The organism is Glutamicibacter soli (assembly GCF_003309065.1).
Classification (GTDB): Bacteria; Actinomycetota; Actinomycetes; order Actinomycetales; family Micrococcaceae; genus Glutamicibacter; species Glutamicibacter soli.
Window position 1 is genome coordinate 22,772 of sequence record NZ_POAF01000009.1, and the last position, 26,568, is coordinate 49,339.

The 26,568-nt window shown below is 64.3% G+C and carries 28 protein-coding genes and 2 tRNA genes; 11 read left to right on the forward strand and 19 right to left on the reverse strand.

Annotated elements, in window-relative coordinates:
- The first annotated feature begins 11 nt into the window (after nucleotides 1–11).
- The 3 genes from msrA (at nucleotide 12) to epsC (ending at nucleotide 2,320) form a co-directional block, all read left to right on the forward strand.
- Entirely contained in the window at nucleotides 12–539 is a 528-nt protein-coding gene (gene msrA, locus C1H84_RS16020) for a peptide-methionine (S)-S-oxide reductase MsrA (protein WP_113608000.1), read from the forward strand.
- A gap of 97 nt (nucleotides 540–636) precedes the next feature.
- Nucleotides 637–1,572, forward strand: a complete 936-nt coding sequence (gene cysK, locus C1H84_RS16025; RefSeq protein WP_047119006.1) for a cysteine synthase A — start codon at nucleotides 637–639, stop codon at nucleotides 1,570–1,572.
- A 163-nt stretch (nucleotides 1,573–1,735) separates the two neighbouring features.
- The gene (gene epsC / locus C1H84_RS16030) at nucleotides 1,736–2,320 is read left to right on the forward strand and encodes a serine O-acetyltransferase EpsC (RefSeq protein ID WP_053797996.1); all 585 of its coding nucleotides are present in this window, start codon (nucleotides 1,736–1,738) and stop codon (nucleotides 2,318–2,320) included.
- Nucleotides 2,321–2,399: 79 nt separating this feature from the next.
- Here the strand turns inward: epsC and C1H84_RS16035 are convergent, their stop codons facing one another.
- Nucleotides 2,400–3,680: a dicarboxylate/amino acid:cation symporter gene (locus C1H84_RS16035; RefSeq protein WP_113607964.1), complete on the reverse strand. Its 1,281-nt coding sequence runs from the start codon at nucleotides 3,678–3,680 to the stop codon at nucleotides 2,400–2,402.
- Nucleotides 3,681–3,819: 139 nt separating this feature from the next.
- On the opposite strand from C1H84_RS16035, the gene C1H84_RS16040 reads away from it, so the two are divergent.
- The 3 genes from C1H84_RS16040 (at nucleotide 3,820) to C1H84_RS16050 (ending at nucleotide 7,038) form a co-directional block, all read left to right on the forward strand.
- Nucleotides 3,820–6,081: an ATP-binding cassette domain-containing protein gene (locus C1H84_RS16040; RefSeq protein ID WP_113607965.1), complete on the forward strand. Its 2,262-nt coding sequence runs from the start codon at nucleotides 3,820–3,822 to the stop codon at nucleotides 6,079–6,081.
- Nucleotides 6,081–6,608, forward strand: coding sequence for a GNAT family N-acetyltransferase (locus tag C1H84_RS16045; RefSeq protein WP_113607966.1), 528 nt, complete (start codon nucleotides 6,081–6,083; stop codon nucleotides 6,606–6,608). Before C1H84_RS16040 ends, C1H84_RS16045 begins: the two co-directional genes overlap by 1 nt.
- Nucleotides 6,609–6,738: 130 nt before the next feature.
- Nucleotides 6,739–7,038, forward strand: coding sequence for a hypothetical protein (locus tag C1H84_RS16050; protein ID WP_053798000.1), 300 nt, complete (start codon nucleotides 6,739–6,741; stop codon nucleotides 7,036–7,038).
- Nucleotides 7,039–7,177: 139 nt separating this feature from the next.
- Here the strand turns inward: C1H84_RS16050 and C1H84_RS16055 are convergent, their stop codons facing one another.
- From C1H84_RS16055 to C1H84_RS16070, 4 genes are all read right to left on the reverse strand, one after another.
- Complete coding sequence (locus C1H84_RS16055; RefSeq protein WP_113607967.1) at nucleotides 7,178–7,540, reverse strand: hypothetical protein; 363 nt, start codon at nucleotides 7,538–7,540, stop codon at nucleotides 7,178–7,180.
- Between the two features lie 429 nt (nucleotides 7,541–7,969).
- On the reverse strand, nucleotides 7,970–8,578 hold the full coding sequence (locus C1H84_RS16060; RefSeq protein ID WP_047118999.1) for a class I SAM-dependent methyltransferase: 609 nt from the start codon (nucleotides 8,576–8,578) through the stop codon (nucleotides 7,970–7,972).
- 43 nt (nucleotides 8,579–8,621) lie between these two features.
- Nucleotides 8,622–9,632, reverse strand: a complete 1,011-nt coding sequence (locus C1H84_RS16065) for an NADP-dependent oxidoreductase (protein WP_047118998.1) — start codon at nucleotides 9,630–9,632, stop codon at nucleotides 8,622–8,624.
- A 68-nt stretch (nucleotides 9,633–9,700) separates the two neighbouring features.
- A complete protein-coding gene (locus C1H84_RS16070; protein WP_113607968.1) occupies nucleotides 9,701–10,087 on the reverse strand; it encodes a DUF1304 domain-containing protein in 387 nt (128 codons plus the stop codon).
- Nucleotides 10,088–10,187: 100 nt separating this feature from the next.
- On the opposite strand from C1H84_RS16070, the gene C1H84_RS16075 reads away from it, so the two are divergent.
- Nucleotides 10,188–10,772, forward strand: a complete 585-nt coding sequence (locus C1H84_RS16075) for a TetR/AcrR family transcriptional regulator (RefSeq protein ID WP_053798004.1) — start codon at nucleotides 10,188–10,190, stop codon at nucleotides 10,770–10,772.
- A 2-nt stretch (nucleotides 10,773–10,774) separates the two neighbouring features.
- Here C1H84_RS16075 and C1H84_RS16080 read toward each other — a convergent pair whose 3' ends face one another.
- Both C1H84_RS16080 and gndA read right to left on the reverse strand, forming a co-directional pair.
- Nucleotides 10,775–12,325, reverse strand: coding sequence for a carbohydrate-binding domain-containing protein (locus tag C1H84_RS16080; RefSeq protein ID WP_113607969.1), 1,551 nt, complete (start codon nucleotides 12,323–12,325; stop codon nucleotides 10,775–10,777).
- Between the two features lie 181 nt (nucleotides 12,326–12,506).
- Nucleotides 12,507–13,946, reverse strand: coding sequence for an NADP-dependent phosphogluconate dehydrogenase (gndA, locus tag C1H84_RS16085; RefSeq protein WP_113607970.1), 1,440 nt, complete (start codon nucleotides 13,944–13,946; stop codon nucleotides 12,507–12,509).
- Between the two features lie 208 nt (nucleotides 13,947–14,154).
- Between gndA and C1H84_RS16090 the strand changes: the two genes are divergently transcribed.
- A complete protein-coding gene (locus C1H84_RS16090; RefSeq protein ID WP_047118993.1) occupies nucleotides 14,155–14,886 on the forward strand; it encodes a FadR/GntR family transcriptional regulator in 732 nt (243 codons plus the stop codon).
- A gap of 88 nt (nucleotides 14,887–14,974) precedes the next feature.
- Here C1H84_RS16090 and C1H84_RS16095 read toward each other — a convergent pair whose 3' ends face one another.
- Nucleotides 14,975–16,396, reverse strand: a complete 1,422-nt coding sequence (locus C1H84_RS16095; RefSeq protein WP_047118992.1) for a GntP family permease — start codon at nucleotides 16,394–16,396, stop codon at nucleotides 14,975–14,977.
- Between the two features lie 52 nt (nucleotides 16,397–16,448).
- Nucleotides 16,449–16,967 (reverse strand): gluconokinase, encoded by a 519-nt coding sequence (locus C1H84_RS16100; protein ID WP_053798009.1) that lies wholly within the window; start codon nucleotides 16,965–16,967, stop codon nucleotides 16,449–16,451.
- 318 nt (nucleotides 16,968–17,285) lie between these two features.
- Here C1H84_RS16100 and C1H84_RS16105 point away from each other — a divergent pair, with 318 nt between their 5' ends.
- Entirely contained in the window at nucleotides 17,286–17,549 is a 264-nt protein-coding gene (locus C1H84_RS16105) for a GlsB/YeaQ/YmgE family stress response membrane protein (protein WP_047118990.1), read from the forward strand.
- A gap of 84 nt (nucleotides 17,550–17,633) precedes the next feature.
- Here C1H84_RS16105 and C1H84_RS16110 read toward each other — a convergent pair whose 3' ends face one another.
- Nucleotides 17,634–18,557 (reverse strand): HNH endonuclease family protein, encoded by a 924-nt coding sequence (locus C1H84_RS16110; RefSeq protein ID WP_244910930.1) that lies wholly within the window; start codon nucleotides 18,555–18,557, stop codon nucleotides 17,634–17,636.
- A 309-nt stretch (nucleotides 18,558–18,866) separates the two neighbouring features.
- On the opposite strand from C1H84_RS16110, the gene trhA reads away from it, so the two are divergent.
- Nucleotides 18,867–19,559: a PAQR family membrane homeostasis protein TrhA gene (gene trhA / locus C1H84_RS16115; protein ID WP_082123887.1), complete on the forward strand. Its 693-nt coding sequence runs from the start codon at nucleotides 18,867–18,869 to the stop codon at nucleotides 19,557–19,559.
- 171 nt (nucleotides 19,560–19,730) lie between these two features.
- On the opposite strand, the gene C1H84_RS16120 is transcribed toward trhA, so the two are convergent.
- The 9 genes from C1H84_RS16120 to C1H84_RS16150 form a co-directional block, all read right to left on the reverse strand.
- Nucleotides 19,731–19,925: a CsbD family protein gene (locus tag C1H84_RS16120; protein WP_047118988.1), complete on the reverse strand. Its 195-nt coding sequence runs from the start codon at nucleotides 19,923–19,925 to the stop codon at nucleotides 19,731–19,733.
- Nucleotides 19,926–19,968: 43 nt separating this feature from the next.
- Nucleotides 19,969–20,190 (reverse strand): hypothetical protein, encoded by a 222-nt coding sequence (locus C1H84_RS18100; RefSeq protein WP_146956153.1) that lies wholly within the window; start codon nucleotides 20,188–20,190, stop codon nucleotides 19,969–19,971.
- Between the two features lie 176 nt (nucleotides 20,191–20,366).
- Nucleotides 20,367–20,549, reverse strand: a complete 183-nt coding sequence (locus tag C1H84_RS18105) for a hypothetical protein (RefSeq protein ID WP_146956155.1) — start codon at nucleotides 20,547–20,549, stop codon at nucleotides 20,367–20,369.
- Nucleotides 20,550–20,746: 197 nt separating this feature from the next.
- A tRNA-Val gene (locus C1H84_RS16125) sits at nucleotides 20,747–20,822 on the reverse strand.
- A 98-nt stretch (nucleotides 20,823–20,920) separates the two neighbouring features.
- The gene (locus C1H84_RS16130; RefSeq protein WP_113607972.1) at nucleotides 20,921–22,054 is read right to left on the reverse strand and encodes an AI-2E family transporter; all 1,134 of its coding nucleotides are present in this window, start codon (nucleotides 22,052–22,054) and stop codon (nucleotides 20,921–20,923) included.
- 56 nt (nucleotides 22,055–22,110) lie between these two features.
- Nucleotides 22,111–22,443, reverse strand: coding sequence for a hypothetical protein (locus tag C1H84_RS16135; protein WP_113607973.1), 333 nt, complete (start codon nucleotides 22,441–22,443; stop codon nucleotides 22,111–22,113).
- Nucleotides 22,407–22,482, reverse strand: a tRNA-Val gene (locus C1H84_RS16140). The genes C1H84_RS16135 and C1H84_RS16140 overlap by 37 nt, the downstream gene beginning before the upstream one ends.
- 97 nt (nucleotides 22,483–22,579) lie before the next feature.
- Nucleotides 22,580–23,029, reverse strand: coding sequence for a redoxin domain-containing protein (locus C1H84_RS16145; protein ID WP_053798012.1), 450 nt, complete (start codon nucleotides 23,027–23,029; stop codon nucleotides 22,580–22,582).
- The gene (locus tag C1H84_RS16150) at nucleotides 23,030–23,446 is read right to left on the reverse strand and encodes a DUF3052 domain-containing protein (RefSeq protein ID WP_231735959.1); all 417 of its coding nucleotides are present in this window, start codon (nucleotides 23,444–23,446) and stop codon (nucleotides 23,030–23,032) included.
- 319 nt (nucleotides 23,447–23,765) lie between these two features.
- Between C1H84_RS16150 and aceE the strand changes: the two genes are divergently transcribed.
- Complete coding sequence (gene aceE, locus C1H84_RS16155; RefSeq protein ID WP_424679326.1) at nucleotides 23,766–26,555, forward strand: pyruvate dehydrogenase (acetyl-transferring), homodimeric type; 2,790 nt, start codon at nucleotides 23,766–23,768, stop codon at nucleotides 26,553–26,555.
- Nucleotides 26,556–26,568 lie beyond the last annotated feature (13 nt).

Below are 26,568 nucleotides of genomic sequence, written 5' to 3' on the forward strand. Positions count from 1 at the left end.
ACGGCAAGCGGCTGACCACTTTCGTGCTGGCCGGCGGCTGCTTCTGGTGCCTGGACGCCGTGTACCAGCGCACCAAGGGGGTGGCCGCGGTCATCTCGGGCTACATCGGCGGGCATACCGCGGATCCGGACTACTACCAGGTGTGCACCGGAACCACCGGCCACGCCGAAGGACTCGCGGTGATCTTCGACGAAGACGTGGTGCCCGCAGAAGTCATCCTGGACATGTTCTTCACCATGCACGATCCGACCACCCTTAACCGCCAGGGCTACGACGTGGGAACCCAGTACCGCTCGGCCATGTTCCCGCTGGACGCGCAGCAGCGCGCCACCTTCCAGAAGGCCATCGACAAGTACGCGGGCCTATACCCCGATCCGATCGTCACCGCAATGGAAGAGTCGAAAGATTTCTACCCGGCCGAGGAAATCCACCAGGATTACTACACGAACAACTCCCGGGCGGGCTATTGCCGGGCCATCATCGACCCAAAGCTCGCAAAAGTCAGGAAATATTACGCTCAATGGCTAAACGAGGCCTGAGCGCCCAGCCGCCCCACTAGTGTTGGATATGAACCATTCGCGGTCAGCGCACTGCGGAACACGCTTGCAGACAAGTCACGTAAGGATTGCATAGAAGATGGCCAAGATCTACAACAATGTCACCGAAGTAGTTGGCGGAACCCCGCTGGTGAAGTTGAACCGCCTGAGCGAAGGCCTGCCAGGCAACATCGCGGTCAAGCTCGAATTCTACAATCCAGCCAACTCGGTCAAGGACCGCATCGGCGTGGCCATCGTCGACGCCGCCGAGAAGTCAGGCTCGCTGAAGCCCGGCGGCACCATCGTCGAAGGCACTTCCGGCAACACCGGCATCGCCCTGGCCATGGTCGGCGCGGCCCGTGGCTACAAGGTCATCCTGACCATGCCGGAGACCATGTCCACCGAGCGCCGCGTCATGCTGCGCGCCTTCGGCGCCGAGATCGTGCTGACCCCGGGTGCCGACGGCATGCGCGGCGCGGTCGAGAAGGCCAAGGAAATCGTGGCCACCACCGAGAACGCCATCTGGGCCCAGCAGTTCGCCAACGACGCGAACCCGCAGATCCACTCCGAGACCACCGGCCCGGAAATCTGGGAAGATACCGACGGCGCCGTGGACGTGCTGGTCGCAGGCATCGGCACCGGCGGCACCATCACCGGCGCCGGCCGCTACCTGAAGTCCAAGAAGGCCGACCTGCAGCTGGTCGCCGTGGAGCCGAAGGACTCCCCGATCCTCAACGGCGGCAAGCCGGGCCCGCACAAGATCCAGGGCCTGGGCGCCAACTTCATCCCCGAGGTGCTGGACACCGAGCTGTACGACGAGGTGCTGGATGCCAGCATCGACGACTCCGTCGCCACCGCCCGCGCGCTGGGAGTGAAGGAAGGCATCCTCGGCGGCATCTCCGCCGGCGCAGCCGTCTGGGGCGCCCTGCAGGTCGCGGCCCGCGAAGAGAACGCCGGCAAGCTGATCGTGGCGATCATCCCCGACTTCGGCGAGCGCTACATCTCCACCCTGCTCTTCGACGACATCCGCGGCTAGCCTGCCCTGCGCGAGATCTGAAAAGAAGTTCGCCGAAAAGTGAATAAATCGGCGCGAGCCACCGTTGAACCTTTAAGGGTTCGCAATGGTGCGGCTCGCGCCGATTTGCTGTGTGACATCTGTATTTCCGTCACGAAAACGACCAACCACTAAGGTAGAGTTCATGAGTTTCTTCTCCCGGCTACGTGAAGACCTGGCCACCGCCCGATCCCATGATCCGGCCGCGCGCAGCGACGTGGAAAACTTCTTCGTGTATTCCGGCCTGCATGCGATCTGGATGCACCGGCTTGCCCACCGCATGTGGCAGAACCCCGCGCTGCGTTGGCCAGCGCGCCTGCTCTCGCAGGCGAACCGCGCGATCACCGGCATCGAGATCCACCCGGGCGCGACCATCGGCCGCCGCTTCTTCATCGACCACGGCATGGGCATCGTCATCGGCGAGACCGCCGAGGTGGGCGACGACGTAATGCTGTACCACGGGGTGACCTTGGGCGGCCGTTCGCTGGCCAAGGTCAAGCGCCACCCGACCATCGAGGACCGCGTGGTCATCGGCGCCGGCGCCAAGGTGCTGGGCCCGATCACCATCGGCGCTGATTCGGCCATCGGCGCGAACGCCGTGGTGGTCAAGGACGCGCCGGCCGGTTCCATCGTGACCGGCATCCCCGCGCAGAACCGCCCGCGCACCCCCGAGCAGCGCCAGCCGGCCGTCGATCCGGCCGAGTACATCGATCCGGCCATGTGGATCTAGCCTGGGGCAGCGCCACGGCACCAACGGCACAGCGCCGGTACCCAGTGGGTACCGGCGCTGTGCCGTTGGCGCTGGTGGACTACTCGCCGAGCAGGTGCGAAGGCTTCTGGCCTTCAAGCAGCTCCACCGACTCGTCGGACGGATCCTGCGCCTGGACGCCGAGCTTGCCGCGGGTCAGCTTGTTCATGATCATCGCGATCGCGCCGTCGCCGGTCACGTTGGTCGCGGTGCCGAAGGAGTCCAGCGCGATGTAGGCGGCAAACATCAGGCCGACCTCGACCTCGCCGAAGCCCAGCATCTGCTGCAGCAGGCCGGCTGCCGCGGCGATCGCGCCGCCGGGGACACCCGGGGCGGCGATCATCATGACGCCGAGCATCAGGATGAACGGCAGGTAGGAGCCGAAGGACACATCGCCGCCGGTGAGCAGCAGCACGGCGATGGAGAAGCAGGTGATCTTCACCATCGAGCCGGACAGGTGGATGGTGGCGCACAGCGGCACCACGAAGCCTGCCACGGCGTCGGCGACCTTGTTCTTCTTGGTGGAGGCGAGGGTCACCGGGATGGTGGCGGCGGAGGACGAGGTGCCCAGCGCGGTGAAGTAGGCGTCGCGCATGTTCCACAGCGCCTTGAACGGGTTCTGCTTGTTCATCGACCCGGCGATGGTGTACTGCAGCAGCAGCACCACCAGGGTCAGCGCGAAGGAGACCACGGCGACCAGCAGGAACTTCTGGATCACCACGACGGCCGAGCCGCTGGCCGAGAGGTCAAGGAAGATGCCGAAGATGAACAGCGGCAGGGCCGGCACGATGATGCGGCGGATGACGCCCTCGATGATCGCGCGGAATTCAACCACGCCGCGGAAGAGCACCTTGGAGTGGAAGGAGGTGATGCCCACGCCCACCATGAAGGCCAGCACCAGCGCGGTCATCACGCCGAAAACCGGCTCCAGGACGATGGCGGTGGCCGAGTCGGAGGCCGAGGCGGTCAGCGTCACGAAGGGTTCGAAGCCCGAGCCCTCGCCCTCAGTGATGGCTTCCACGCCGCCTCCGGCCAGCGGGCCGCTGAACAGCCAGATGCTGGTGAAGTAGGCCAGCAGGCCGGCGGCGAAGGTCGAGCCGTAGGCCACGACCGCGGTGAGGCCAAGCCACTTGCCGGCGCCCTTGCCGAGCTCCGCGATGGCCGGGGCGACCAGGCCGAAGATGATCAGGGGCACCACGAAGCCCAGGATGCCGGAGAAGATCGAGTTGTAGGTGAGGAAGGTGCTACCAAGCCAGAGCGGCATGACCGGCCCGAGCAGAATGCCCGCCACGATGGCCAGGACAATCCAGCCAAGCAGCGGTATCGATTTCAGCAGCTTCATGAGGTTCCTTTGGGGTGAGAGGTCAAAGCGATGCGATGCGCCCGCGGATTGTGTCGCAGCGCACCAAACAATGATAGAGGGTGGCCGGGGCGCACCGAAATTTCCCCGCGCGGGTCCGGTGTTAAGTAGGCTGGTTTCCATGACCCAGCACCCCGCAGACACCCACGACACCATCCGCGTCCGCCAGGCGCGGGAGAACAACCTCAAGGGCGTCGACGCCGACATCCCCAAGCGCCGCATCACCGCCTTCACCGGGGTCTCCGGCTCCGGCAAGTCCTCCCTGGTCTTCGGCACCATCGCCGCCGAATCCCAGCGGCTGATCAACGAGACCTACACGGCGTTCATCCAGACCTTCATGCCCTCCATGCCGCGCCCCGACGTGGAGGTGCTGGAAAACCTGTCCGCGGCGATCGTGGTGGACCAGGAGCGCATGGGCGCAAACTCGCGCTCGACGGTGGGCACCGCCACCGACGCCTACTCGCTGCTGCGCGTTTTGTACTCGCGCTACTCGGTGCCCAGCGCCGGCGGCGCCGGGGCCTACTCCTTCAACCTGGGCGAGGGCGCCTGCGCGGTGTGCGAGGGCTTCGGCACCGAGGCGAGCATCGACCTGGACGAGCTGCTGGACTGGGACAAGACCCTGAACGAGGGCGCGATCACCGCCCCGAACTTCGCCCCCGGCGCCTGGCTGTGGCAGACGCTGACCGCCGGCACCCAGGCGGACCTTGACGTCAAGCTGCGCGACATGCCAGCTAACATGCTTCACCGGCTGCTCTACGACCAGGCCGGGAAGGTGAAGCTGAACGGCGCGAACATGAGCTATTCAGGGCTGGTCACCCGCATCAAGTCCAACTACATCCATTCGGGCCGCGAGATCAAGCAGGCGCACATCCGCGACTGGATCGCCCGCATCTCCACCACCGCGCCGTGCTCGGCCTGCGGCGGCTCGCGGCTGGGCGAGAAGGCCCGCGCCTCGAAGATCAACAACCTGGGCATCGCGGACATGACTGCGCTGCAGGTCTCGGACCTGCTGGCGGAACTCGACCAGCTGGACATTCCGGCCGCCGCTCCCCTGCTGGCCAACCTGAAGGCGGTGCTGGAGGCGATGGTGCAGATCGGCCTGGGCTACATCTCGCTGGACCGTCCGGCCGGGACCCTTTCGGGCGGCGAGGCGCAGCGCGTGAAGATGATCCGCCACCTGGGCAGCGCCCTGTCGGATGTCACCTACGTGTTCGACGAGCCCACCGTGGGCCTGCACCCGCACGATATCCAGCGCATGAACCGGCTGCTCGAAGACCTGCGCGACAAGGGCAACACCGTGCTGGTGGTCGAACACAAGCCGGAGGTCATCAAGATCGCCGACCACGTGATCGACCTGGGCCCCGGGGCCGGCGTGCATGGCGGACAGGTCACCTACAGCGGCGACGTGACAGGGCTGCTGGCCAGCGGCACGCTGACCGGCAGGCACTTCTCCACCCGCATCCCGCTGAAGGCTTCGGTGCGCCCGGGGCGCGAGCCGCTGCCGATCCGCGGGGCGCACCTGCACAACCTGAAGAACGTGGACGTGGATGTGCCCACCGGGGTGCTGTGCGCGGTGAGCGGGGTGGCCGGCTCGGGCAAGTCCTCGCTGATCCATTCGACGATCTCCAAGCGCGAGGACGTGGCGGTGGTGGACCAGTCGGCGATCCGCGGTTCGCGCCGCTCCAACCCCGCCACCTACACCGGGCTGCTGGAACCCATCCGCGCGGCCTTTGCCAAGGCCAATGGGGTGAAGCCGGCGCTGTTCAGCGCCAACTCGGAGGGCGCCTGCGAGCACTGCGGCGGCGTGGGCTTCACCTACACCGACCTGGTGTCCATGGCAGGGGTGGCGCTGCCCTGCGAGATCTGCGAGGGCAAGCGCTACAAGCCCGAGGTGCTTGAATACACCCTGGAGGGGCTGAACATCGCCCAGGTGCTGGACCTGAGCATCGAGGCCGCCGCGCAGCGGCTGAAGATCAAGAAGGCCGCCGCCATGCTTGAACGGCTGAACCAGGTGGGCCTTGGCTACCTGAAGCTCGGGCAGCCGTTGAATACGCTCTCGGGCGGCGAGCGCCAGCGCCTGAAGCTGGCGATCAACCTGGGCAAGGGCGCGGGCACCTACGTGCTGGACGAGCCGACCACCGGCCTGCACCTGGCCGACGTGCAGCGCCTGCTGGCCCTGCTGGACGAGATGGTCGATGAGGGCAACACGGTGATCGTGATCGAGCACCACCTGGCGGTTATCGCCCACGCGGACTGGGTCATCGACCTGGGCCCGGGCGCCGGTCACGAGGGCGGCACCGTGGTCTTCGAAGGCACCCCGGCGCAGCTGGCGGCCGCGGGCACCCTGACCGGCGAGCACTTGGCCGCGTACGTGAAGGACTGATGGTGCCATTCACGCTGCGCGCTGCGGGCCCGGCGGATGCACGGGAACTGACCCGGGTGCAGGTGCTCTGCTGGAAGCAGACCTATTCGGCCATGCTGCCGGCGAGCTTCTTCACCCCGGAGCACGAGGCTTCCCGGCTGGCCCAGTGGCGCCGGGTGCTGGCCGATCCGGCCTGCCAGGTAGCGCTCGCCGAGGGATCGGACGGCGGCCTGCTGGGATTCGCGATGGCCGCCAAGCCCTTCGGCGAGGCGGCGGCCGGCCTTCCGGTGGGCCGCCAGCTCTACAGCCTCTACGTGCTGGCCGAGCACCACGGCACGGGGGCGGGCCGGGCGCTGCTGGTTGCGGTGCTGGGAACTGCGCCGGCCGTGCTGTGGGTGGCGCAGGGCAACGCCCGCGCCATTGCCTTCTACCGGCGCAACGGCTTCGCGCCGGACGGCACCACGATGACCGACCCTGCGATCCCGGGCATCACCGAGGTGCGGATGCTGAGCGTCGGGCAGCCGCCGCACCCTGGATCCATTTCCTAGCCCAGATCGACGTCCAAGGAGGACTCGGAGCTGACCTTGCCGCCGTCCGGGACGGTTCCGGTGATGGTGCAGGTCGGGGCCAAACGGACCCTCCAAACAGCAACCCGCAAGGTGCCGTAAACTCAAGCTCATGGAGACTTTCAAGCGCCGTCAGGTAGTCGATTTTCTGGTCGACGAGCTCGGCTACGACGCGCACCTGACGCCTTGGGGCATCTATATCGACATGCCGAACTTCGAGGACACTGGCCGCGCCGTCATCGAATGGCGCGTCTCCGAGCGCGACATCGCCAATCTGAATGGCCTCAGGATGCCGCGCGGCTTCGTCGGGGGCGCACCCTACGCAATGGATGAGCTCAGAGCCGCGCTCGCCTGCTTCACGGCAGAGCGCGGCATCATGAGAGGTTCCGGCATGCGCATCGAGCCTGCGTAGCCTCAGTCGGCTTCGGGCCTTGTTTCGTGTTCGAGGGAACCGCAAGCCGGCCAGCCCGGTCGGGCAAGCCGAAGGCCCTGCCCGCGGTTGGAATTCCGTGGGTCGGGCCTTCACCTACGAAGCGGCTCGACTGGCCGGACTAGGTGGCTGGACGCATCGAGGCCTTGGCGTGCGGCACGTAGGCCGGCGCATGGGCCACGGCGTATGCACCGACCTCGGCCAAGGCCAGGACCGTGAATGCATTGGCCGCATGCAGCAATCCGACCCATGGAGCGTCGAAGGCCAAGATGCCAATGGCGATCTGGACGGCCACCGCCGCGGCGAGCCACAAAGCCCACTTCAGCCCTGCGTGGGCGAACAGGGCGACGACGATCAGCGCCAGCACGAGGATCGGGATGATCGTTTGCCCGATCATGCCGTGAAGCATCGCCGCAACCGGCGCATCGCTTTCGCTCATGGTGGCGCCGGCACCAATCGCCTGGATCATCAGGAAAGTCGTCATACCTATGGTGGCTGCTTGGACAACGACCACTGCAGAGATGACGTGCGCAAGAACCTTGTATGCGGTACGCAACTTTTCAAAACCTCCAGCAAGAATGGATGGAGATCATGAATACCCGAAAAGGCTACGTGGTCGCGGAATTGCCCGTGGAGCGCACCTGAGCGCCGCACGGTGGGCGATCACCAATGAAGATTCGCAATTATAGGCTTGCCCTGCGCCTGGATCCATGGTTTTTCGGCAACGACTGCCGAAATTTCCAGGCAATGCCATACATCGATTCCGGAGCCCGGCGCGAGTGGCGGATTCCATGCCAGCCGCCCGGGTCGGTCGACGTGAAGGACACGGATCCGAAGCCCCGGGCGTTCGCAATGGCACTGCTACCGGTCGCCGAAAGTCCGGCTCTTTCGACCCCAGCGACCCGATGCCGGGCTACGCGGCGCTGAGCACCGCGACCAGGAAGTCGCCATTCGGTGCATGCAGCTGCCAGGTGGAATATTCCTGGTCCACCGACAGCCCGGCCCGCGCAGCGTCGGCGCGGAAATCATCGAACTCGTAGCCGCGTCCGGCGCCGAAGCCTACGACCAGGCGGCCTCCCTCGGCCAGTCGCCCGCGCAGCCGGGTCAGCGCCGGGAGGCGCTCGCCGGCGGCCAGGAAGGTCAGCACGTTGCCGGCGCAGACGATCAGGTCGAACTCGGTCAGCTCCCCCGGGCCCTCGGGGAGCGTGAAGTCGGCCAGGTTGCCCTGCTGCCAGCGCACGAACGGATAGTCTTCGCGGGCCACCTGGATCAGCTGCGCATCCAGGTCCACACCCAGCACCCGGTGGCCGTGTTCGGCCAGCCAGCCGCCGATGCGCCCGGTGCCGCAGCCGGCATCCAGGATGCGCGCACCGCGGTCGGCCATGGCGTCGATCATGCGCGCCTCGCCGTGGATGTCGCGGCCCTGTGCGATGAAGCCGCGCCAGCGTTCAGCGTAGTTCGCCGCGTGGTCGGGGTTGTTGCGGACGGCCGCAAGCCAGAGGTTTTCTTCAGGACCAGTCATGTCCCCCAGTTTCCCACAACCTGCGGTCCGCCCAGGCCTGCGGCTAGATGCGCACCAGCATCTTGCCGGTGTTCTCGCCCTGCATCATGGCGATGAACGCGTGGACGGTGTTCTCGATCCCATCCACGATCGTCTCGTCGTAGGCGATCTGTCCGTCGGTGAACCACTGGCCCATGCGCTCGGCAAATTCGCCGGAATGCTGCAGGTAGTTGGCCAGCGTAAAGCCCTGCAGCTTCAGCCCGCGGGTGATCAGGTTCGCCATGTTGCGCGGGCCGGGGGCCGCCTCGGTGGTGTTGTAGCTGGAGATCGCTCCGCACAGCGCGGCGCGACCGCCGTCGTTGAAGTTCTCCAGTGCGGCTTCTAGGTGCTCGCCGCCGACGTTGTCGAAGAACACGTCGATGCCCTCGGGCGCCAGGGATGCCAGCTGGCCGGCGACGTCCCCGTCCTTGTAGTTGAAGGCCGCGTCGTAGCCGTACTTTTCGGTCAGCAGCGCGACCTTCTCGGCGCTGCCGGCGGAGCCGATGACGCGCTTGGCGCCCAGCAGCCGGGCGATCTGCCCGGCGGCGGTGCCCACCGCGCCGGCGGCTCCGGAGATGAAGACGGTGTCGCCCTCCTTCATCCCGGCGATCACCGTGAGGCCGACCCAGGCGGTCAGGCCGGTCATGCCCATCATGTGCAGCCGCAGCGAGCTGGGCACGCCGGGGATTTCCGGGACCGCGGTGAATCGCTCGGCGGTATCCTGGACGGTGTCGGACCAGCCGTGCTGGTGGGTGACCAAGGTGCCGACGGGCAGCGTGTCGGACATCGATTCGGTGACCCGGCCGACGGCGCCGCCGGTGATCTGCTCGCCGATCTGGTACGGGGCGACATAGGAGCGTGTATCATTCATGCGCCCGCGCATGTAGGGGTCCACGGAGATGAACTCGTTGCGCACGCGCACCTGCCCCGGCGCCAGCTCGGGCAGTTCGGAGGTGCGGAACTGGAAGTTCTGCTCGGTGGGCCAGCCGGTCGGGCGGGAGGCGAGCAGGATCTGGGTGCTGGTGGTGTTGGACATGGGTGGATGTTCCCTTTCTGTTGTCAGGTAATCCGGAGATTGCCCGGGTCGGCAAGTTGATCGGTGCGCTAGAGGATCAGTCCGAGGGCCAGGAAGATGAGTCCCAGCAGCGGCAAGGTGCCCTGCTTCAGGGCTGCGGCTGACTTCTCCGGGCTGGAGATGGCCAGCACGAGGGCCGCGAGCAGCATGGAGCCAAGGCTGGTGAACACCAGGGCCGAACCCACGGCCGCCTGCCCGGCGAGCTGGAAGACCAGCCCGGCGAACACGGCAATCGCCAGAAACAAGTTGTAGAAACCCTGGTTGAAGGCCAAGGCCTTGGTGGCATGGGCTTCCGCGACGCTGGTGCCGAAGACCTTGCGGGTGGCGGGTCGCTCCCACCACAGCGACTCCATCAGGAAGATGTAGACATGGAGCAGCGCGGCTGCAAGCGCAAGGACCTGCGAAATGATGATCATGAGTGCGCCTTCCCTCGGCGGCAGGTGCCGCGGACCTTTATCTGTAACGACCATTTCAATATATACTGAAATGGTCGTTACGAAAAGGGAAAGGACTGTGATGGCTCGAACACTGGCCTTCGACCGCGCCGAGGCGGTGCGCCGGGCGCGCTCCGTCTTCTGGTCCCGCGGCTACGAATCGGCATCCGTCCCGGAGCTCGAAGCGGCCACCGGGCTGAGCCGTTCGAGCATCTACAACTCCTTCGGTTCCAAGCGCGGCCTGTTCGACGCGGCGGTCGACAGCTATCTGGAGGAAGTGGTTCGGCCGCGCCTTGCAGACTTGGCCGGCACCGCGGTGTCCGCCCACGCGCTGGACGAGTACTTGGCCGCGACGCAGGAAATTTTCCAGAAGCCCGAGTCGCTTCCGGCCGCCAACGGGTGCCTGCTGATCAACAGCGCCAACGCGCCGATCGCCCGAGACGAACACGTCAGCGAGGCGATCAGCGCCTACCGCGCCGAACTGCACGCCGCGTTCTCCCGCGGACTGCGGGCCGCGGCCCCGGGTCTGGATGAACAGCGCCATGAGCTGTTGGCCGAGGCGGTCACCGGATTGGTGGTCGCAGCCTTCGCCCTGGTGCGCATCAGCCCCGTGGAGGCCGCGCGGCTGATCGAGTCGGCCCGGCAGCTGGCGCAAACCCGCGCCTAGGGTCAACGTGCCCTGGGACCGCCCAGAGCCGAGGAATACTGGCCCGCAGTGACAGTTGCAACTGGCTTGGCCCCGTCCAGCTGCCCGGCACCCAGGCCCGCTGCCACCTCGGCGCTCCCGCCGGTGGAGATCGTGTAGCTGCGGCCGTTCACGATGTCCTTTGAGGAATAAACCAGGTTTTCGGTCGGCTTGCTGGTGACGAAGGTGGCGAGCAGCGTTCCGGCGGAGTCAGCGATCTGGATTACCGTGCCTGCGGGAACCGCGGAACCCAGCGGGACCTGCAGCCCGCCCTGGGTGGATGAACCGCTGGGCCCCTGGGCCATGGAGCCGCTGCCAGCCGCCGCCAGCACGCCGCCGGTGATCGTCATCTCCCCGTTCGCGTCGATGGCCCCGTTGCCGGCGCCGGTCGGACCATTGACCACGATCTGCCCGCCGGATATAGCGATGCCGCCATTGGAGTCCAGCCCGTCGCCCTCGGCGTTAACCGTCACGGCCCCGCCGGAGATCTCCAAGTGGAAATCACCCGCCTGCTGCGCGCCGCCCCCGGCAATCGAGGCGTTCAGCCCGTCGTCGTCGGCCGTGGCGTTGACCGTGCCGCCGGAGATATCGATGATGGCCGCTTCCAGCGCTTCGGTCGAGTCGCTGACCACGGCGGTTCCGCCGCTGATCCTCAATGCCGTCTCGGCCTTCAGGCCGTCGTCCCCCACGGAGACGGTGAGCTGCCCGGCGTACTGGTGCAGCCAGCCGAGGTCCTCGCTGGCGTCGTTGGTGGACTTGATGCCATCCGCGGCGGCGGTCACGGTGTAGTTGCCGCCGAGCACCAGCACGTAGTCCCTGCCTTTCACCCCGTCATCAGCGGCGGCCACCGTGACCTGCCCGGAATCCAGGACCAGCCCGTCAGCGCTCGCGATGCCGTCTTGGTGGTTGCCCTCCACGGACAACTCGCCGCGCCCGGCGATGGTCAGGTCCGCCATCGAGTAGATCGCGGCGTTCGGTGCGTCCGCGGCGGTGTCCGCATAACTCGGGGCGTCGCTGGCGGAGTTTCCGGTCCCCTCCTCCAGGTACAGCAGCACCTCGTTCGCCTGCGCGGCCAGGATGGCGGGGCCGGTGGACGAGGTGATGTGCGCGCCGTCCAGGATGATCCGCACCAAGGCATCCTTGGGGGCATCCACCACCAGCTGGCCGTCGCCGAGCGTCCCGGAGACGCGGTAGGTGCCCGCGGCATTGATGCTCACGGTGCCGCCGGACACGGAGACCTCCTTCGCGTTCTCCCCCGCGGCCGTCGATCCAGAGTCTGCCAGCACAAGCGTGGTTTCCGCGGAGGCGTCCCAGTGCAGGTCATCGGCGTCGAAATGGGTGTCCTCGATGACGTCCTTGGCCGAGGCGGTGCTGGTGTCGGGCGAGGCGCTGGGCACTGCGGCGCTTTGGAAGGTGCTGTTGCCGGTCACCTCGGACACGGTTTTCATCGACCCTGCGGAGCATCCGGCCAGGGCCAAGGCCAGACACAGGGCCGCAGCCGATGCCAGGGCCTTGGTTCGGAACGGGAACTTCATGGGGTCAACCTCGGGGAAATTGAAGGGGCAGTACCCATTGTTTTCCGCCAGTCTGTGACAGCTCTGTTCAGCGCAAAAGCCGCACGTATGAATCCAGCCGGCGGCGCTCGCCGGGAATACGCAAAAGCCGGCCGGGCCGGGGAAAATTCCCCTGCCCGGCCGGCTTTAGGCGCCAGAAGACCTAGTGGGTGTCTTCTGCTTCGATCTCCGAGCGGTCCCCGCTCCACAGGGTGTGGAAGGTGCCGTCCTTGTCGGTGCGGCGGTAGGTGTGCGCACCGAAGAAGTCGCGCAGTCCCTGGGTCAGGGCCGCCGGCAGGCGGTCGCGGCGCAGGCCGTCGTAGTAGGCCAGCGAAGAGGAGAACACCGGTGCCGGGATGCCCAGCTGCACCGCCACTGCCACCACGCGGCGCCAGGCCGGAACCGCCTTGGCGATGGCCTCGGAGAAAGCCGGGGTGAACAGCAGGTTGGCGGGCTTCGCGTCACCCTTGTAAGCGGCCATGATGTCCTTGAGCAGGGCGGCGCGGATGATGCAGCCCTCGCGCCACAGGCCGGCGATCTCGTCCAGCTTCAGTTCCCAGTTGTACTCGTCGGCAGCCGAGGTGAGCATGTCGATGCCCTGGGCGTAGGAAACCAGCTTCGAGGCGAACAGCGCCTGGCGCACGTCCTCCACGAAGTTCTCCGGCAGCGCGACCTCGGTAGTCTCGCCGGCCAGCACGCTCTGGCCCACGGCGCGGATCTCGCGCTGCGAGGACAGGGAGCGGGCGAACACGGATTCGGCGATCGCGGAGACCGGGGAGCCCAGGTCCAGGCCGGACTGCACGGTCCAGCGGCCGGTGCCCTTCTGGCCTGCGGAGTCCTGGATGACATCGATCAGCGGCTTGCCGGTGGCGGCGTCGGTGTGGCCCAAGACCTCGGCGGTGATTTCAATCAGGAAGCTGGACAGGTCGCCCTGGTTCCAGTCGGCGAAGATCTTGGCCTGCTCGGCCGGCTCGATGCCGGCGGCGCTGCGCAGCAGGTCGTAGGCTTCGCCGATGACCTGCATGTCGGCGTACTCGATGCCGTTGTGGACCATCTTCACGAAGTGGCCGGCGCCGTCGGTGGAGATCCAGGCGCAGCACGGGGCGCCGTCATCGGCCTTGGCGGAGATCTTCTCCAGCATCGGGCCCAGGGCCTCGTAGGACTGGGCCGAGCCGCCGGGCATGATCGAAGGGCCGAGCAGCGCGCCCTCTTCGCCGCCGGAGACGCCGACGCCGACGAAGTGCAGGCCCTTTGCGGCCAGCGAAGCCTCGCGGCGGCGGGTGTCGGTGTAGTGCGAGTTGCCGCCGTCGATGATGATGTCACCCGTATCCAGCAGCGGAACCAGCTGGTCGATCACGGAATCGACCGGGCCGCCGGCCTTGACCATGATCATCACCCGTCGCGGGGACTCGAGGTTCGCGACAAGCTCTTCCAGGGATTCGGTGCGGATGAAGTCGCCTTCATCGCCGTGGGCCTCAAGCAGCGCGTCGGTCTTGGCGACCGAGCGGTTGTGCAGGGCGACGGTGTATCCGTTGCGGGCGAAGTTGCGAGCGAGGTTCGCACCCATCACGGCCAGACCTGTGACACCAATCTGTGCAGGCATAAAAATAAGTCTCCATCAATTACCGGGAGGTGGGCCGGGAACAGAGACCGGAACAGTCACGGTCTCAGATCACGACCACGTGACCCTCCCATCTTACAAGGGTTCGACAGGCGTTTCCCAGAGCACTCACGCACTTAAAACATATTTGTTTACGCGTGGCAGGGCCCGCGATAGCCAACGCCGCCTGCTCATTGGCTAAACTGGCGTCATGGCAACTAGTCTGCACGCTCATGTGGTTGAGCACCTCGGCTCCCGCATCGTCAGCGGACAAATTCCCCGCGGCTCCATCATCCTGGCCGCCGATCTTGAGCAGAAACTCCAGGTCTCCCGTTCGGTGATCCGCGAGGCGGTGCGCGTCCTGGCCCAGTGCGGCCTGGTCAACAGCACCAAACGCGTCGGAATCCGGGTGCTCAGCGCCGAGCATTGGAACCCGTACGACGACCACGTGATCCGCTGGCGGCTGGCCAGCGACCAGAAGGGCGCGCAGCTGCGCTCGCTGACCGAACTGCGCATCTCCGTCGAACCGATGGCCGCCGAGCTGGCCGCCGAGGTCGCCCCGGAGGACATGCGCAAGGAACTGATGCTCATCTCGGCGCAGATGAACCACTATGGACGCCAGGGCGATTTGCGCCGCTTCCTCGAACTCGACATCCGCTTCCATGCGCTGGTGCTGGCCGCCAGCGGCAACGAGATGTTCGCGAACCTGTCCACCCCGATCGGCGCAATCCTGCGCGGGCGCACCGAGCTGGGCCTGATGCCCGAACGCCCCCACGAGGAGGCGCTGCTGTGGCACCAGTCGGTGGCGGACGCGATCTCCAACTCCGACCCGGCCGCGGCCCGGCGAAATATGGAAAGCATCATGCGCCGCACGCACAACGAGATCTCCAGCCTGTGGGAGAACGAGCCGCGCTTGTTCGTGGACCCGGCCAAGACCAGCTGATCCCCCGGCGCAAAATCAAAGGATCCCGCTGCGTGCACCTTGCATGGTGCGCACAGCGGGATCGTGTGGTTATGCGGTCCGGGCCCGGCTAGGCGAGCACGGTGGCGATGCCGTAGAGCACCATCACGAAGACGAAGCCGACAACCGAGACCAGCGCCTGGCCCACGGTCCACACGCGCAAGGTGGTCGGCACGTCCATCTGCATGAAGCGCGAGACCAGCCAGAAGCCCGAGTCGTTGACGTGGCCGGCGAACACCGAGCCCGCGGCCAAAGCGAGCACCATGGTGGCGACCTGGAAGGCGCTCAGCGAGGCATCGGCCAGCACCGCCGGCTGCACGATGGCTGCCGCAGTGGTCAGCGCCACGGTGGCCGAACCCTGCGCCAGGCGCACGATCGCGGCGATGAGGAAGCCGGCAATGATCAGCGGCAGACCTACGGATTCCAGCGAGTCGGCGATGGCTGTGCCGATGCCGCTGGCGCGCAGCACGCCGCCGAACATGCCGCCGGCGCCGGTGATCAGGATGATCGAGCACACCGGGCCCAGCGCCGAGTCGACCACGGTTTCGATCAGGGTCTTGGCCTTGCCGGTGCGGAAGCCCAGCAGGTAGATCGCCAGCATCACGGTGACCAGCAGCGCCACCGGGGTCTCACCGAACAGGCGCAGCCACTGCACCCAGTCGGCCTTGGGGTCGACCACGCCGGCGGTGCCGAGCATGTTCAGGCCGGTGTTCATGAAGATCAGCAGCAGCGGGAGCAGCAGCAGGCTGAACACGGTGCCCACCGACGGGGAAGACTTGAACGGATCGGCTTCGCCCGGCTTGGCGCCGCCCAGTGCGGCATCCAGGATGTTCGGCACGGAGATGTCGAACTTCTTGCCCACGAACTTGCCGAACAGGTGGCCGGCGAAGAACCAGGTGGGGACGGCGACCAGCAAGCCGAGCAGCAGCACCAGGCCGACGTTGGCTTCCAGCAGGCCGGAGGCGGCCACCGGACCCGGGTGCGGCGGCACGAACACGTGCATCACAGAGAAGGCGGTCGCGGCCGGGATCGCGTAGGTGAGCAGCGAGCCGCCCAGCCGGCGTGCGACGGTGAAGATGATCGGCAGCATGACCACCAGGCCGGCGTCGAAGAAGATCGGGAAGCCGAAGAGCAGGGAGGCCACCGACAGCGCCAGCGGAGCGCGCTTTTCGCCGAACTTGCCGATGAGCCAGTTGGTCAGCACGTCGGCGCCTCCGCTGGTTTCCAGCATGCGGCCGAGCATCGCGCCCAGGCCGACCAACAGGGCGACGCTGGCCAGCGTGCTGCCGAAGCCGCCGGTCATCGTGGAGATGATGGAGCCGGCCGGGATGCCTGCGGCGATCGCCGTCAGCAGGCTGGTGATCACCAGCGCCAGGAAGGCGTGGACGCGGAAGCGGATGATCAGCACCAGCAGCACGGCGATGGCCGCGGCCGCCAGGGCCAGGAGCGCGGGGGTGCCCAGCGTCCAGTTGAGTTCGAGCTCAGTTGTCATTGTCGTCCTTGATCAAGTCGAGCGTGAGGGATGGGTGTCCAGGCCACGCGGCCTAAGCGGTCGGTGCGGGAAGGGCCGCGAGCAGTGCGTCGACGATCTGCGCGGGGGTTTGCGTGATGTCGGCGGTGAGCACCCGCTCGTCGCTGCCGGGTTCTTCCAGCGTGGCCAGCTGGCTTGCCAGCAGCGAGGCGGGCATGAATTCGTGGTCGCGGGCCGACATGCGTTCCCCGATGAGGGATTTGCCGCCGGACAGATGCACGAACAGGGTGGAGGGCTCATGGGCCCGAATCAGGTCCCGGTAGGAACGCTTGAGCGCGGAGCAGGCCAGCACGATCGGGCTTCCGGCGTGGTTGGTCTCGGCCAGCTTCAGGCCGATGATTTCAAGCCAGGGTGCGCGGTCCGCGTCGTCCAAGGCATGGCCGGCGGCCATCTTGTCCCTGTTGGACTGAGGGTGCAGCGAATCCCCGTCGATGAAGGCCCGCTCCAGCCGGCGGGCCAGCAAGTCGCCGATGGTCGACTTGCCGCTGCCGGAAACACCCATCACCACGATGGGAGGGATCATTTCAGTCATGTGTCACTCCATTGTGCATGAACCCTGTAATCAGACTTTAGTGATCCAGTGATTCATAAAATCATATTTATACAGACTAAAAGTCAGCCCCTGTGATGTCAAGCAAGTTCTCCTGGCTGGCCTCCCGCCCTTGGATCCGCGCAGGTCAGCTGTCTGCGGCGTAATTTCCAAGGGCTGCCTCAAGCTGTTGGAGTCCAATTCCTTGGGGAATTCTGAGAAATTCGCACCGCCTGCAGACCAGCTCATTTATCGAGGGGTATTCTCACGATCAAGCCGGTCAACCCGGACTGCTAGGACCAAAGAGCATTGGAGTAAACAATGGGATTCTTAGGCTTCATTCTTCTAGGACTGATTGCCGGTGCCATCGCAAAGGCCATCATGCCCGGAAAGCAGGGAGGCGGCTGGATCGCGACCCTGCTGTTGGGAGTCGTCGGCGCCGTACTCGGCGGATGGCTCGGCAGCGTAATTTTCAACAAAGGCCTCGAAGAATTCTGGGACCTGTCAACGTGGCTGCTGGCGATCGCCGGCGCCTTGGTGGTCCTGTTCATCTGGGGACTGGTCACCAAGCGCACGGCGCACTGACTGAACGAATGACCCGCAGGGACGGCAGTATTCGCCGACCTGCGGGTCATTGCGTGCCCGGCTACGAAACCGGGACGAGCTCAGTTATATGCGCCAGCGCAAACGGCTTTCGCTCTTCGAGGACTTGCAGGTGTAGGTTTTGCCAGCCTTCGACTTGCCCTTCTTGCCCTTGTCAGCGCTCTTGCAGAACGCTCCGGGCGAAACCAAGCCCTTCACCGTGCCCGGCGCCTTGGGCTTGGAGGTTGTGCTCGGCTTCGAGGAACCGGCAGGCTTGATCGGGGTGACCTTGGCGGCCTTCTGGTTCTTGCAGGAGTTCAAGACCTTGCTCATGGCCTTCTTTTCGGACGAGGTCACCGAGAGCGCGTATTTCTTCTTCACGCTGATCTGGGTAGCCACGTACTGGCAGCGGAATGACTTGTTTTTCGGCAGCCATTCGGCGGCATTCTTGTCCCCCTTCTGGCGGTTGGCCGAGGCATCGGCCGCGATCAGGTTCAGCGGATCGTTGGCCAAGGCCTGGCGCTGGGCCTGCGAAAGCTTCTGGCCGCCCGAAATCCACGCATTCTTCAATGCCACCACGTGATCGATGTCGACGGAGCCCGACTTGACCTTCCAGTTGATCTTCTTGCCGGTGTAGAGGTCGTTCAAGGTTCCCGAAGCCACCGTGCACTTCTTCTTGTCCTTGAACTTCACCTTGGACATGTCCCGCGACAGGGCCTCCTGGCGCTCATCGCATTTGTCCTTGTCGAAGTCCTTCCAGCCGTTGCCGAATTCGGCATTGCGGTTGTACCCCGTCGCCGGCGCCTTGCCCTTCACCGGCAGCGTATTCAGGACTGTCAGCGCCTTGGGGCCGTTGAGCTTGGCGCCGGGCTTGACCGCCTTCGATTTCGTTGAAACCAGTTCCGCTTCAAGCGGTTGCAACGCGGATATTGCGGATTCCCCGACGGCCTGCGCCGAGGTGCGCGTGTCCGCCCCGGGAGCAGAACATCCGACGAGCACCAATGCGCTCACTGATACTGTGGCCAAAAGGCGGCGCAGCATATTTCCCCATTCTGAAAATTTGAGTGATGGTGCCCCGAGCGGGCACAGCCATAACTCATTCGCCCTTGCAGATGGACGAAGAATTCCCCAGCCACGAGAGAGTTTAGCCAATGACGCCGACATCCGGGGAACGTTGATGAAATCTGCAAGTTCTTAGTCTTCATACTTCATTCACCGCGTCCCGCCGCAGCGGAATTCCGTTGGGCACAGCACGTTGCCAGAGAGGTGCCGTAGACTGCAAGCAGTTGGGCGCTACGCCCGAAGGACCAAAGGATTCGCATGACTTCGCCTACGCTGTCAGCTGCCAAGCAGCCGAAACGCCCACTTCGACAACTGGCAGTCCAGGGCACCGAGAGGACTCGCTGGCGGGGATTAATCCACGCGTGGTCGACGCCGGGCATCATCATCATGGGTCTGCTGCTCATCGTGCTGGCGGACGGACACCTGGCTGAATGGACTACCGCCGTCTTCGCCCTGAGCTCGATCACCCTATTCGGCACCTCCGCGCTATATCATCGCGGCAATTGGACGGATAAGATCATGGGCTTGTTCCGCCGAGCGGACCACGCGAACATCTTCTTGTTGATTGCCGGTACCTATACTCCCGTCGCCTCGTTGACGCTTCCGCCCAAGCAGGCGATCATCGTGCTTTCGATCATCTGGACCGGGGCCCTGTCTGGAATTGCCGTCAAGTCGTTCTGGCCGTGGGCTCCACGCTGGGTCGGCGTCAGCCTCTACATCCTGCTGGGATGGGGCGCCGTCATGTATCTCCCGGCGTTCTGGGCGGCAAATCCTGCGGTCATGATCCTGATCGTTGCAGGCGGGCTCGCCTACACCGTTGGCGCTGTCTTCTACGCCACCAAACGCCCCAACCCTCTGCCGAAAATCTTTGGCTTCCACGAGCTGTTCCATGCCTGCACCATTCTTGCTTTCCTCTGCCACTGGACAGCAGTGCTCTTGGTAGCCCTGTAGGATCCGCTCCGCGAAGTCCACGGTCACCAGACAACGCACGGCGCCGACCAGCTCCCCGAGGGGGCGGGTCGGCGCCGTGCGTTGGACTTTGGCCATGCCGCTGCGGCCGAAAACGCCCCGAACACTTCATCAGTGTCCGGGGCGTTCGAGGTTTAGTCGCCAGTCGCAGGCTTACTTCGTGAAGTCGTCTTTGATGTTCTTGGCTGCGTCCTTGACGTGTTCTCCAGCTTGCTTGGTCTTGGCAGCTGCCTGGTCGGCGAGGCCTTCGGCCTGCAGGTCTTCATTGTTGGTAGCGTCGCCGACCTTCTCCTTGACCTTGCCGCTGGCTTCCTGTGCCTTGTTCTTGATCTTGTCCCCGAAACTCATGTGCGTTTTCCTCACTGTCGCTGGAACTTCGTACTATCTCACGCTAGCAATTTAGCTTCCGGATCAGGTGGGTAGCTGCTGAATAGAAACCCGAAAAACCAGCACTTGCTTGCGACGCATGGAACAGGCGGATATCCTCAAGGCCGCTGTCGCGGGCAACCAGGTTATCTAAACAAGCTTCACTTTCACGGGCCGATGGATGGCAATCTTCTGCCCGCCGAATCATGAGGTTGGAATCCGAGTCAACAACATCATTATTGGCCAATGTTCTACGTAGACTTCAGCAGCTCTTTCCATCGGGACGCGGAAAACCCCACCAATTTCTTGGTGGGGTTCTCTTGCGAGTGAAGGTATTCGTGGCTATCCCCATATCCACGCAAACCGTATGCCGCTCCGGACTACGCCCCCCGGTTTGTCCGGATCCTGCGACTATCACTGTTGCTAGACTACAGCCGCCTGCCGACAATCGGAGTAAAGCGCTCCAATTGTTTCAATATGGCCAAGTAATACTTCGTCACGGAGCAGAAATTCGCTTCTTGCCTCAGGAAAGTCAATAAAACCGACTTTCTCACGCACAGCAATTTGCACCGACGCGTGGGAGTCTAGGTGCTTGAAAATGCTCATTCAGGTCTAGCCGCCATGCTTCCACGCTTTTGACCAGACGGGCCGACCGGCATGGCAGTCTTGGCCTGGATTCCTGCGAGGAAAGTAGAACCTCAGACGACATCTAATTCACTCTGGGGCCGCCACCGACCTAAGGCTTCTGGAAAGAGGAAACCCGCGCAAGTGATCGTGAAGATCGCTTGAGCGGGTTTCATATTTGGTGGGCCCTACCGGGATCGAACCGATGACATTCACGGTGTAAACGTGACGCTCTACCAGCTGAGCTAAAGGCCCTTGGCATTGCCAGCCGAGGATATTTCCCCGCGCCAACAGGGAATAACTTTACGGGGAACCCTGCATCCACGCAAGTCAGGACTCCGTGACATACATCTCTAGGACGGTGGCTCGGTTTGCGCGTCCCGCTTGGGGATCACTATTTCACGCACGACGATCAGGATCGAGGCGGTGATGGGGATGGCAAGCAAGGCTCCGAACAGGCCCATCAGCGCGGCGCCGGTCATGGCGGCGATAATGACCAAGACGCCGGGGACATTTACCGCCTTGCCCATGATTCGAGGCGTAACTTGATATGCCTCCAATTGGACATAGATGAAATAGGCAATCAGGAATACCAGCGCCGCCGATGGGCTGATGAGCAATGCGCCCAAAGTGCCAATGATAAGAAACAGAACCGAACCGATCATCGGAATCAGGGTAATCAAGAACGCCATCAAGGCGAATAAGACTGCTACTTGTGAGCCGAGCAGCAGGAAAATCACCAGAACCACTGCGGCGTTGATGGCCGACAGCGTGACGGCCCCAGCAACCGCCTTGCCGACGGCGAAAACGATCGAATTCAGCGTCGTCGAAAACTTCTCGCGCCGATAGGCCGGCACCAGACGCGCGACGGCCAGCTTCATCGGATCCAACGTGGAGACGAAATACAGGGTCAAGACGATCACCAGGAAAGCTGACGAGATCCCATTGACGATGCCCATGCCGACATGCAGCACGCCCCCGGACAGTGCCAGCAGGTTTTCTGCGGTGAAGTACGTTTCGAAGGCCGCCAGTAGCTGCTCACTCGCGTTGAACCCCATGGACTCGGAAAGCTCCGTGTACCACTGGCTGGCTTGGATCGCGTCGATTTCCTGCGGGATGCTTGCGAGGAACTCAGTGAATTGGCGGACGATCGCGGGAACAACGAGCGCCGCAATACCGATCATGAGGAGGACAAATGCCACGATAACGGTCAACACGCTCCAGCCATGGGGCATGCCGCGTCCCTTGAGCGCGTTGACGGCCGGCGTCATACCCAAGGCGAGGAAGAGCGCAAGTGTGATGGACATGAGCACCGACGACATCGAGACTACGACCATGGCCAAGCCGACCGCGAGCAATGCTCCCGCGGCCATGATGAATCCAGTGGCGAACGGTTGTCCTGGTACCACGGCCAGGCCCTTGGGAAAACTGCTCAGGGTGAAGGTGCGCCGCCCGCGGTGATCCGGCACTTTCGAATCCATGCTCATGGCAGTACCCTACCGTCCAGGCTGCCGGCTGGATACAGTCGACGGCCTAATATGTCCTAGTCGATGCCCAAGTCGAGGGCTACCATGTGCTGGTTGTTTCCAGGCAAGGCGTCCTTCACTCCCAGCCCATCCTCCAGGGCAATCGACCGGAAAACCATTGGCAGGCCTTGAGCTACCAGCGGCGAAACACGGTCCATCAGCTGGGCGTGGACGTGCGGCTGGCCAACGAGGGAAGTCTGGACGCGGCCGAAACGCTGGAACGAATCCTCGGAGAATAATTCCCTAAAGTCACGGAGCGCGGAAACGTAAAAACCCAGGTTCTCGATAGTAAATCGAGAACCTGGGTTCCAATTGGTGGGCCCTACCGGGATCGAACCGATGACATTCACGGTGTAAACGTGACGCTCTACCAGCTGAGCTAAAGGCCCTAACCACATCAGCTTTTGCAAGCCAACGAGGAATTACTTTACAGAGCTTTCCAGCTCTGCGCAAATCGGGGCGTTTCCCGAACGCGCCGCAATGCTTCTACGCTTTGTCGATGGCGCTCCGATAGTCCTCCAGGCTGCGCGGCTGGGTCATTTCACTGGTGAAAGTTCGACGCACTATCCCGTCTTCAAGATAAATCGACAGCCGTGTCGCCACGCCCTGCCGCTCGTCGAACGCGCCGGCTAGCCGCGCCACTCGACCATGAGGCCAGAAATCGGCCAGCAGGTCGAACTGGATCCCCAACGCCTCGGCATAATTTCGCAACGCGAACTTGTGATCCACCGAAATCGCGACAACCCGCACCGAACGGTTGGCGAAGTACTCGAGATGCTCCTGGAGCTGCGCCAATTCCGAGCCGCAGACGCGGGAAAATGCCCACGGATAGAAGACAACCAGCACCCGGCCGTCGGACAGCCCGGTGCTGGTGATCATTTCACCGTACTGATTTTCCAGCGAGAAGTCGAACAGGCGTGAACCCGTTTCGATCATTTAGTTCTTCTTGCGCGGTGCCAAACGAATGGCCGACCAGTCGGCCGAGACACCCTCAGTAGTAGTCACGTGCAGCCCGGCGCTCGGAGCTTCCTGCTGGATCAGCGATGGGGACACATGTCCCTCGCGACCCTGCTTCGGGGTCAGCAGCCATACGATGCCACCCTCCCCGAGGTTGCTCAGCGAGTCCATCAGCGCGTCGACAAGGTCTCCGTCGCCATCGCGCCACCAGTAAATCACTGCATCAACGACGTCGTGATCCTCTTCGGTGAGCAGCTCTGAACCAATAGTGTCCTCGATCGCGTCGCGAAGATCGTAGTCCACGTCATCGTCGTAACCCAGTTCCTGGATAAGGTCTTCATTCTTGAAGCCCAGTTTTTTAACGGACTCCAGGTTTGCCGATACGGCGTCGCTCACTTCATTCCTCCTGATGGTGCAAAGCGTTACTACCAACGAAACACCGTTTCGTCGCTCCATTCAAGCGCTACGGCAATAACACGCCGAACGAATATCGCCCGCCAGAAAGTGATGCAGACCAATTTGACAGGGTCAATCTAGCGTTGACTCCTGCACACTGTTGCACAAGTCACCTAAAATAGCCTATTTAATGCTATTTTGCCCAAAAATCTCGTCGATTTTTCGGCTTTCGATTCATTAGAGTAGGCAGTGAACCGAGCAGGACACACCACTCCAGTGTTACTGCACCCGATGTCCCATCCCGCTGCACGGCAGAAAAATGTCTGCACCGCGGCGGAGCCGCAATTTCAATCAAGGAGCTTCAGTGGCTGTAGAGGAACACATCTCCCAGATCCGTAGTGGTTTGACTTACCAGCTATCCGATCGGGATCCCGAGGAAACCCAGGAATGGTTGGACTCGTTCGACGCACTCGTCGAAACCCAGGGCACCGAGCGCGCCCAGTTCATCATCCGCTCGCTCCTGCAGCGTGCCGGCGCCAAGTCCGTTGGCGTGCCGATGGTGACCACCACCGACTACGTGAACACCATCCCCGTCGACCAGGAGCCCGAGTTCCCCGGCGACGAGCAGATCGAACGCCGCTTCCGCGCGTTCATGCGCTGGAACGCTGCCATCATGGTGCACCGAGCCCAGGAGCCTTCCATCGGCGTCGGCGGCCACATCTCCACCTACGCAGGCGCCGCGACCCTGTACGAAGTGGGCTTCAACCACTTCTTCCGTGGCAAGAACCACCCGGGCGGCGGCGACCAGGTCTTCTTCCAGGGCCACGCCTCGCCGGGCATGTATGCCCGCGCATTCCTCGAAGGCCGCCTGTCCGAAGAGGACATGAACGGCTTCCGCCAGGAGAAGTCGAAGGAAGGCCACGCGCTTCCTTCCTACCCGCACCCGCGTTCGCTGCCGGACTTCTGGGAATTCCCGACCGTGTCGATGGGCATCGGCCCGGCCAACGCGATCTACCAGGCCCAGCTGAACCGCTACCTGCACAACCGCGGCATCAAGGACACCTCCGAGCAGCACGTCTGGGCCTTCCTGGGCGACGGCGAAATGGACGAGCCGGAGTCGCGCGGCTTCCTGCAGCTGGCGGCCAACGAGAAGCTGGACAACCTCACCTTCGTGGTGAACTGCAATCTGCAGCGCCTTGACGGCCCGGTGCGCGGCAACGGCAAGATCATCCAGGAACTGGAAGCCTTCTTCCGCGGCGCCGGCTGGAACGTCATCAAGGTCGTCTGGGGCCGCGAGTGGGATGCCCTGCTCGAAGCCGACAAGACCAACGCCCTGGTCGACGTCATGAACCAGACCCCGGACGGCGACTACCAGACCTACAAGGCGGAGTCCGGCGCGTTCGTGCGCGAGCACTTCTTCGGGCAGCGCCCGGAGACCAAGGAACTGGTCGCGGACTACACCGACGATGAGATCTGGAATCTCAAGCGCGGCGGCCACGACTACCACAAGGTGTACGCGGCCTACAAGGCAGCCACCGAGTTCAAGGGCAAGCCGACCGTGATCCTGACCAAGACGGTCAAGGGCTACGGCCTGGGCTCGCACTTCGAGGCCCGCAACGCCACGCACCAGATGAAGAAGCTGACCCTCGAGGACCTCAAGGGCTTCCGCGACCACCTGCGCATCCCGATCACCGACGAGCAGCTCGAGGCCGATCCGTACCTGCCTCCGTACTACCGCCCGTCCGAGGATTCGGCCGAGTACAAGTACATGATGGAGCACCGTGCCAAGCTCGGCGGCTCCGTGCCGTCGCGCCGCCAGGAATCCGACGTCAAGCTGACCCTGCCGGGCGAGAAGGCCTACGCCATCGCCAAGCGCGGTTCGGGCAAGCAGCAGGCGGCCACCACCATGGCCTTCGTGCGCCTGCTCAAGGACCTCATGCGCGACAAGGAATTCGGCCACCGCATCGTGCCGATCGTGCCCGACGAGTCCCGCACCTTCGGCATGGACGCGTTCTTCCCGACTGCCAAGATCTACAACCCGGGCGGCCAGAACTACCTGTCCGTGGACCGCGACCTGGTGCTGGCCTACAAGGAATCCCCGCAGGGCCAGCTGATCCACCCGGGCATCAACGAGGCCGGCGCCGTCGGCGCGTTCACCGCGGCGGGCACCAGCTACTCGACCCACAACGAGCCGCTGATCCCGATCTACGTGTTCTACTCGATGTTCGGCTTCCAGCGCACCGGCGACCAGTTCTGGGCCGCCGGCGACCAGATGGCCCGCGGCTTCATCATCGGCGCCACCGCCGGCCGCACCACCCTGACCGGTGAGGGCCTGCAGCACGCCGACGGCCACTCGCCGGTGCTGACCAGCACCAACCCGGCGGTTATCACCTACGATCCGGCCTACGGCTACGAGATCGGCCACATCATGCGTTCCGGCCTGGAGCGCATGTACGGCGGAACCCACGAGGATCCGAACGTGATGTACTACCTGACCGTGTACAACGAGCCGATCCATCAGCCGGCCGAGCCGGAGAACGTGGACGTCGAGGGCATCGAGAAGGGCATCTACCTGCTCAAGGAAGCCACCACCGACGGCCCGCGCGCGCAGCTGCTGGCTTCGGGCGTGGCAGTGCCGTGGGCCCTGGAAGCCCAGAAGATCCTGGCCGACGAATGGGGCGTGTCCGCAGACGTCTGGTCCGTGACCTCGTGGAACGAGCTGACCCGCGACGGCCTGCACGCCGACGAGCAGGTCCTGGTTGATCCGTCCAAGGCCCGCCGCGTGCCGTACGTGACCCAGAAGCTGTCCTCGGCCACCGGTCCGTTCATCGCGACCACGGACTACATGCGTGCGGTGCCGGAGCAGATCCGTCCGTACGTCCCGGGCGAGTACCACACCCTGGGCGCCGACGGCTTCGGCTTCTCGGACACCCGCTCGGCGGCGCGCCGCTTCTTCAAGATCGACGCGCACTCGCTGGTGGTGCAGACCCTGCACTCGCTGGTTGAGCGCGGCGAGATCGCGGCCGACTCGGCCATCAAGGCGCACGCCAAGTACGATCTGAACAACCCGAACGCCGGCAAGTCCGGCAACGCCGGCGGCGACGCCTAAGCGCGGGATCGTC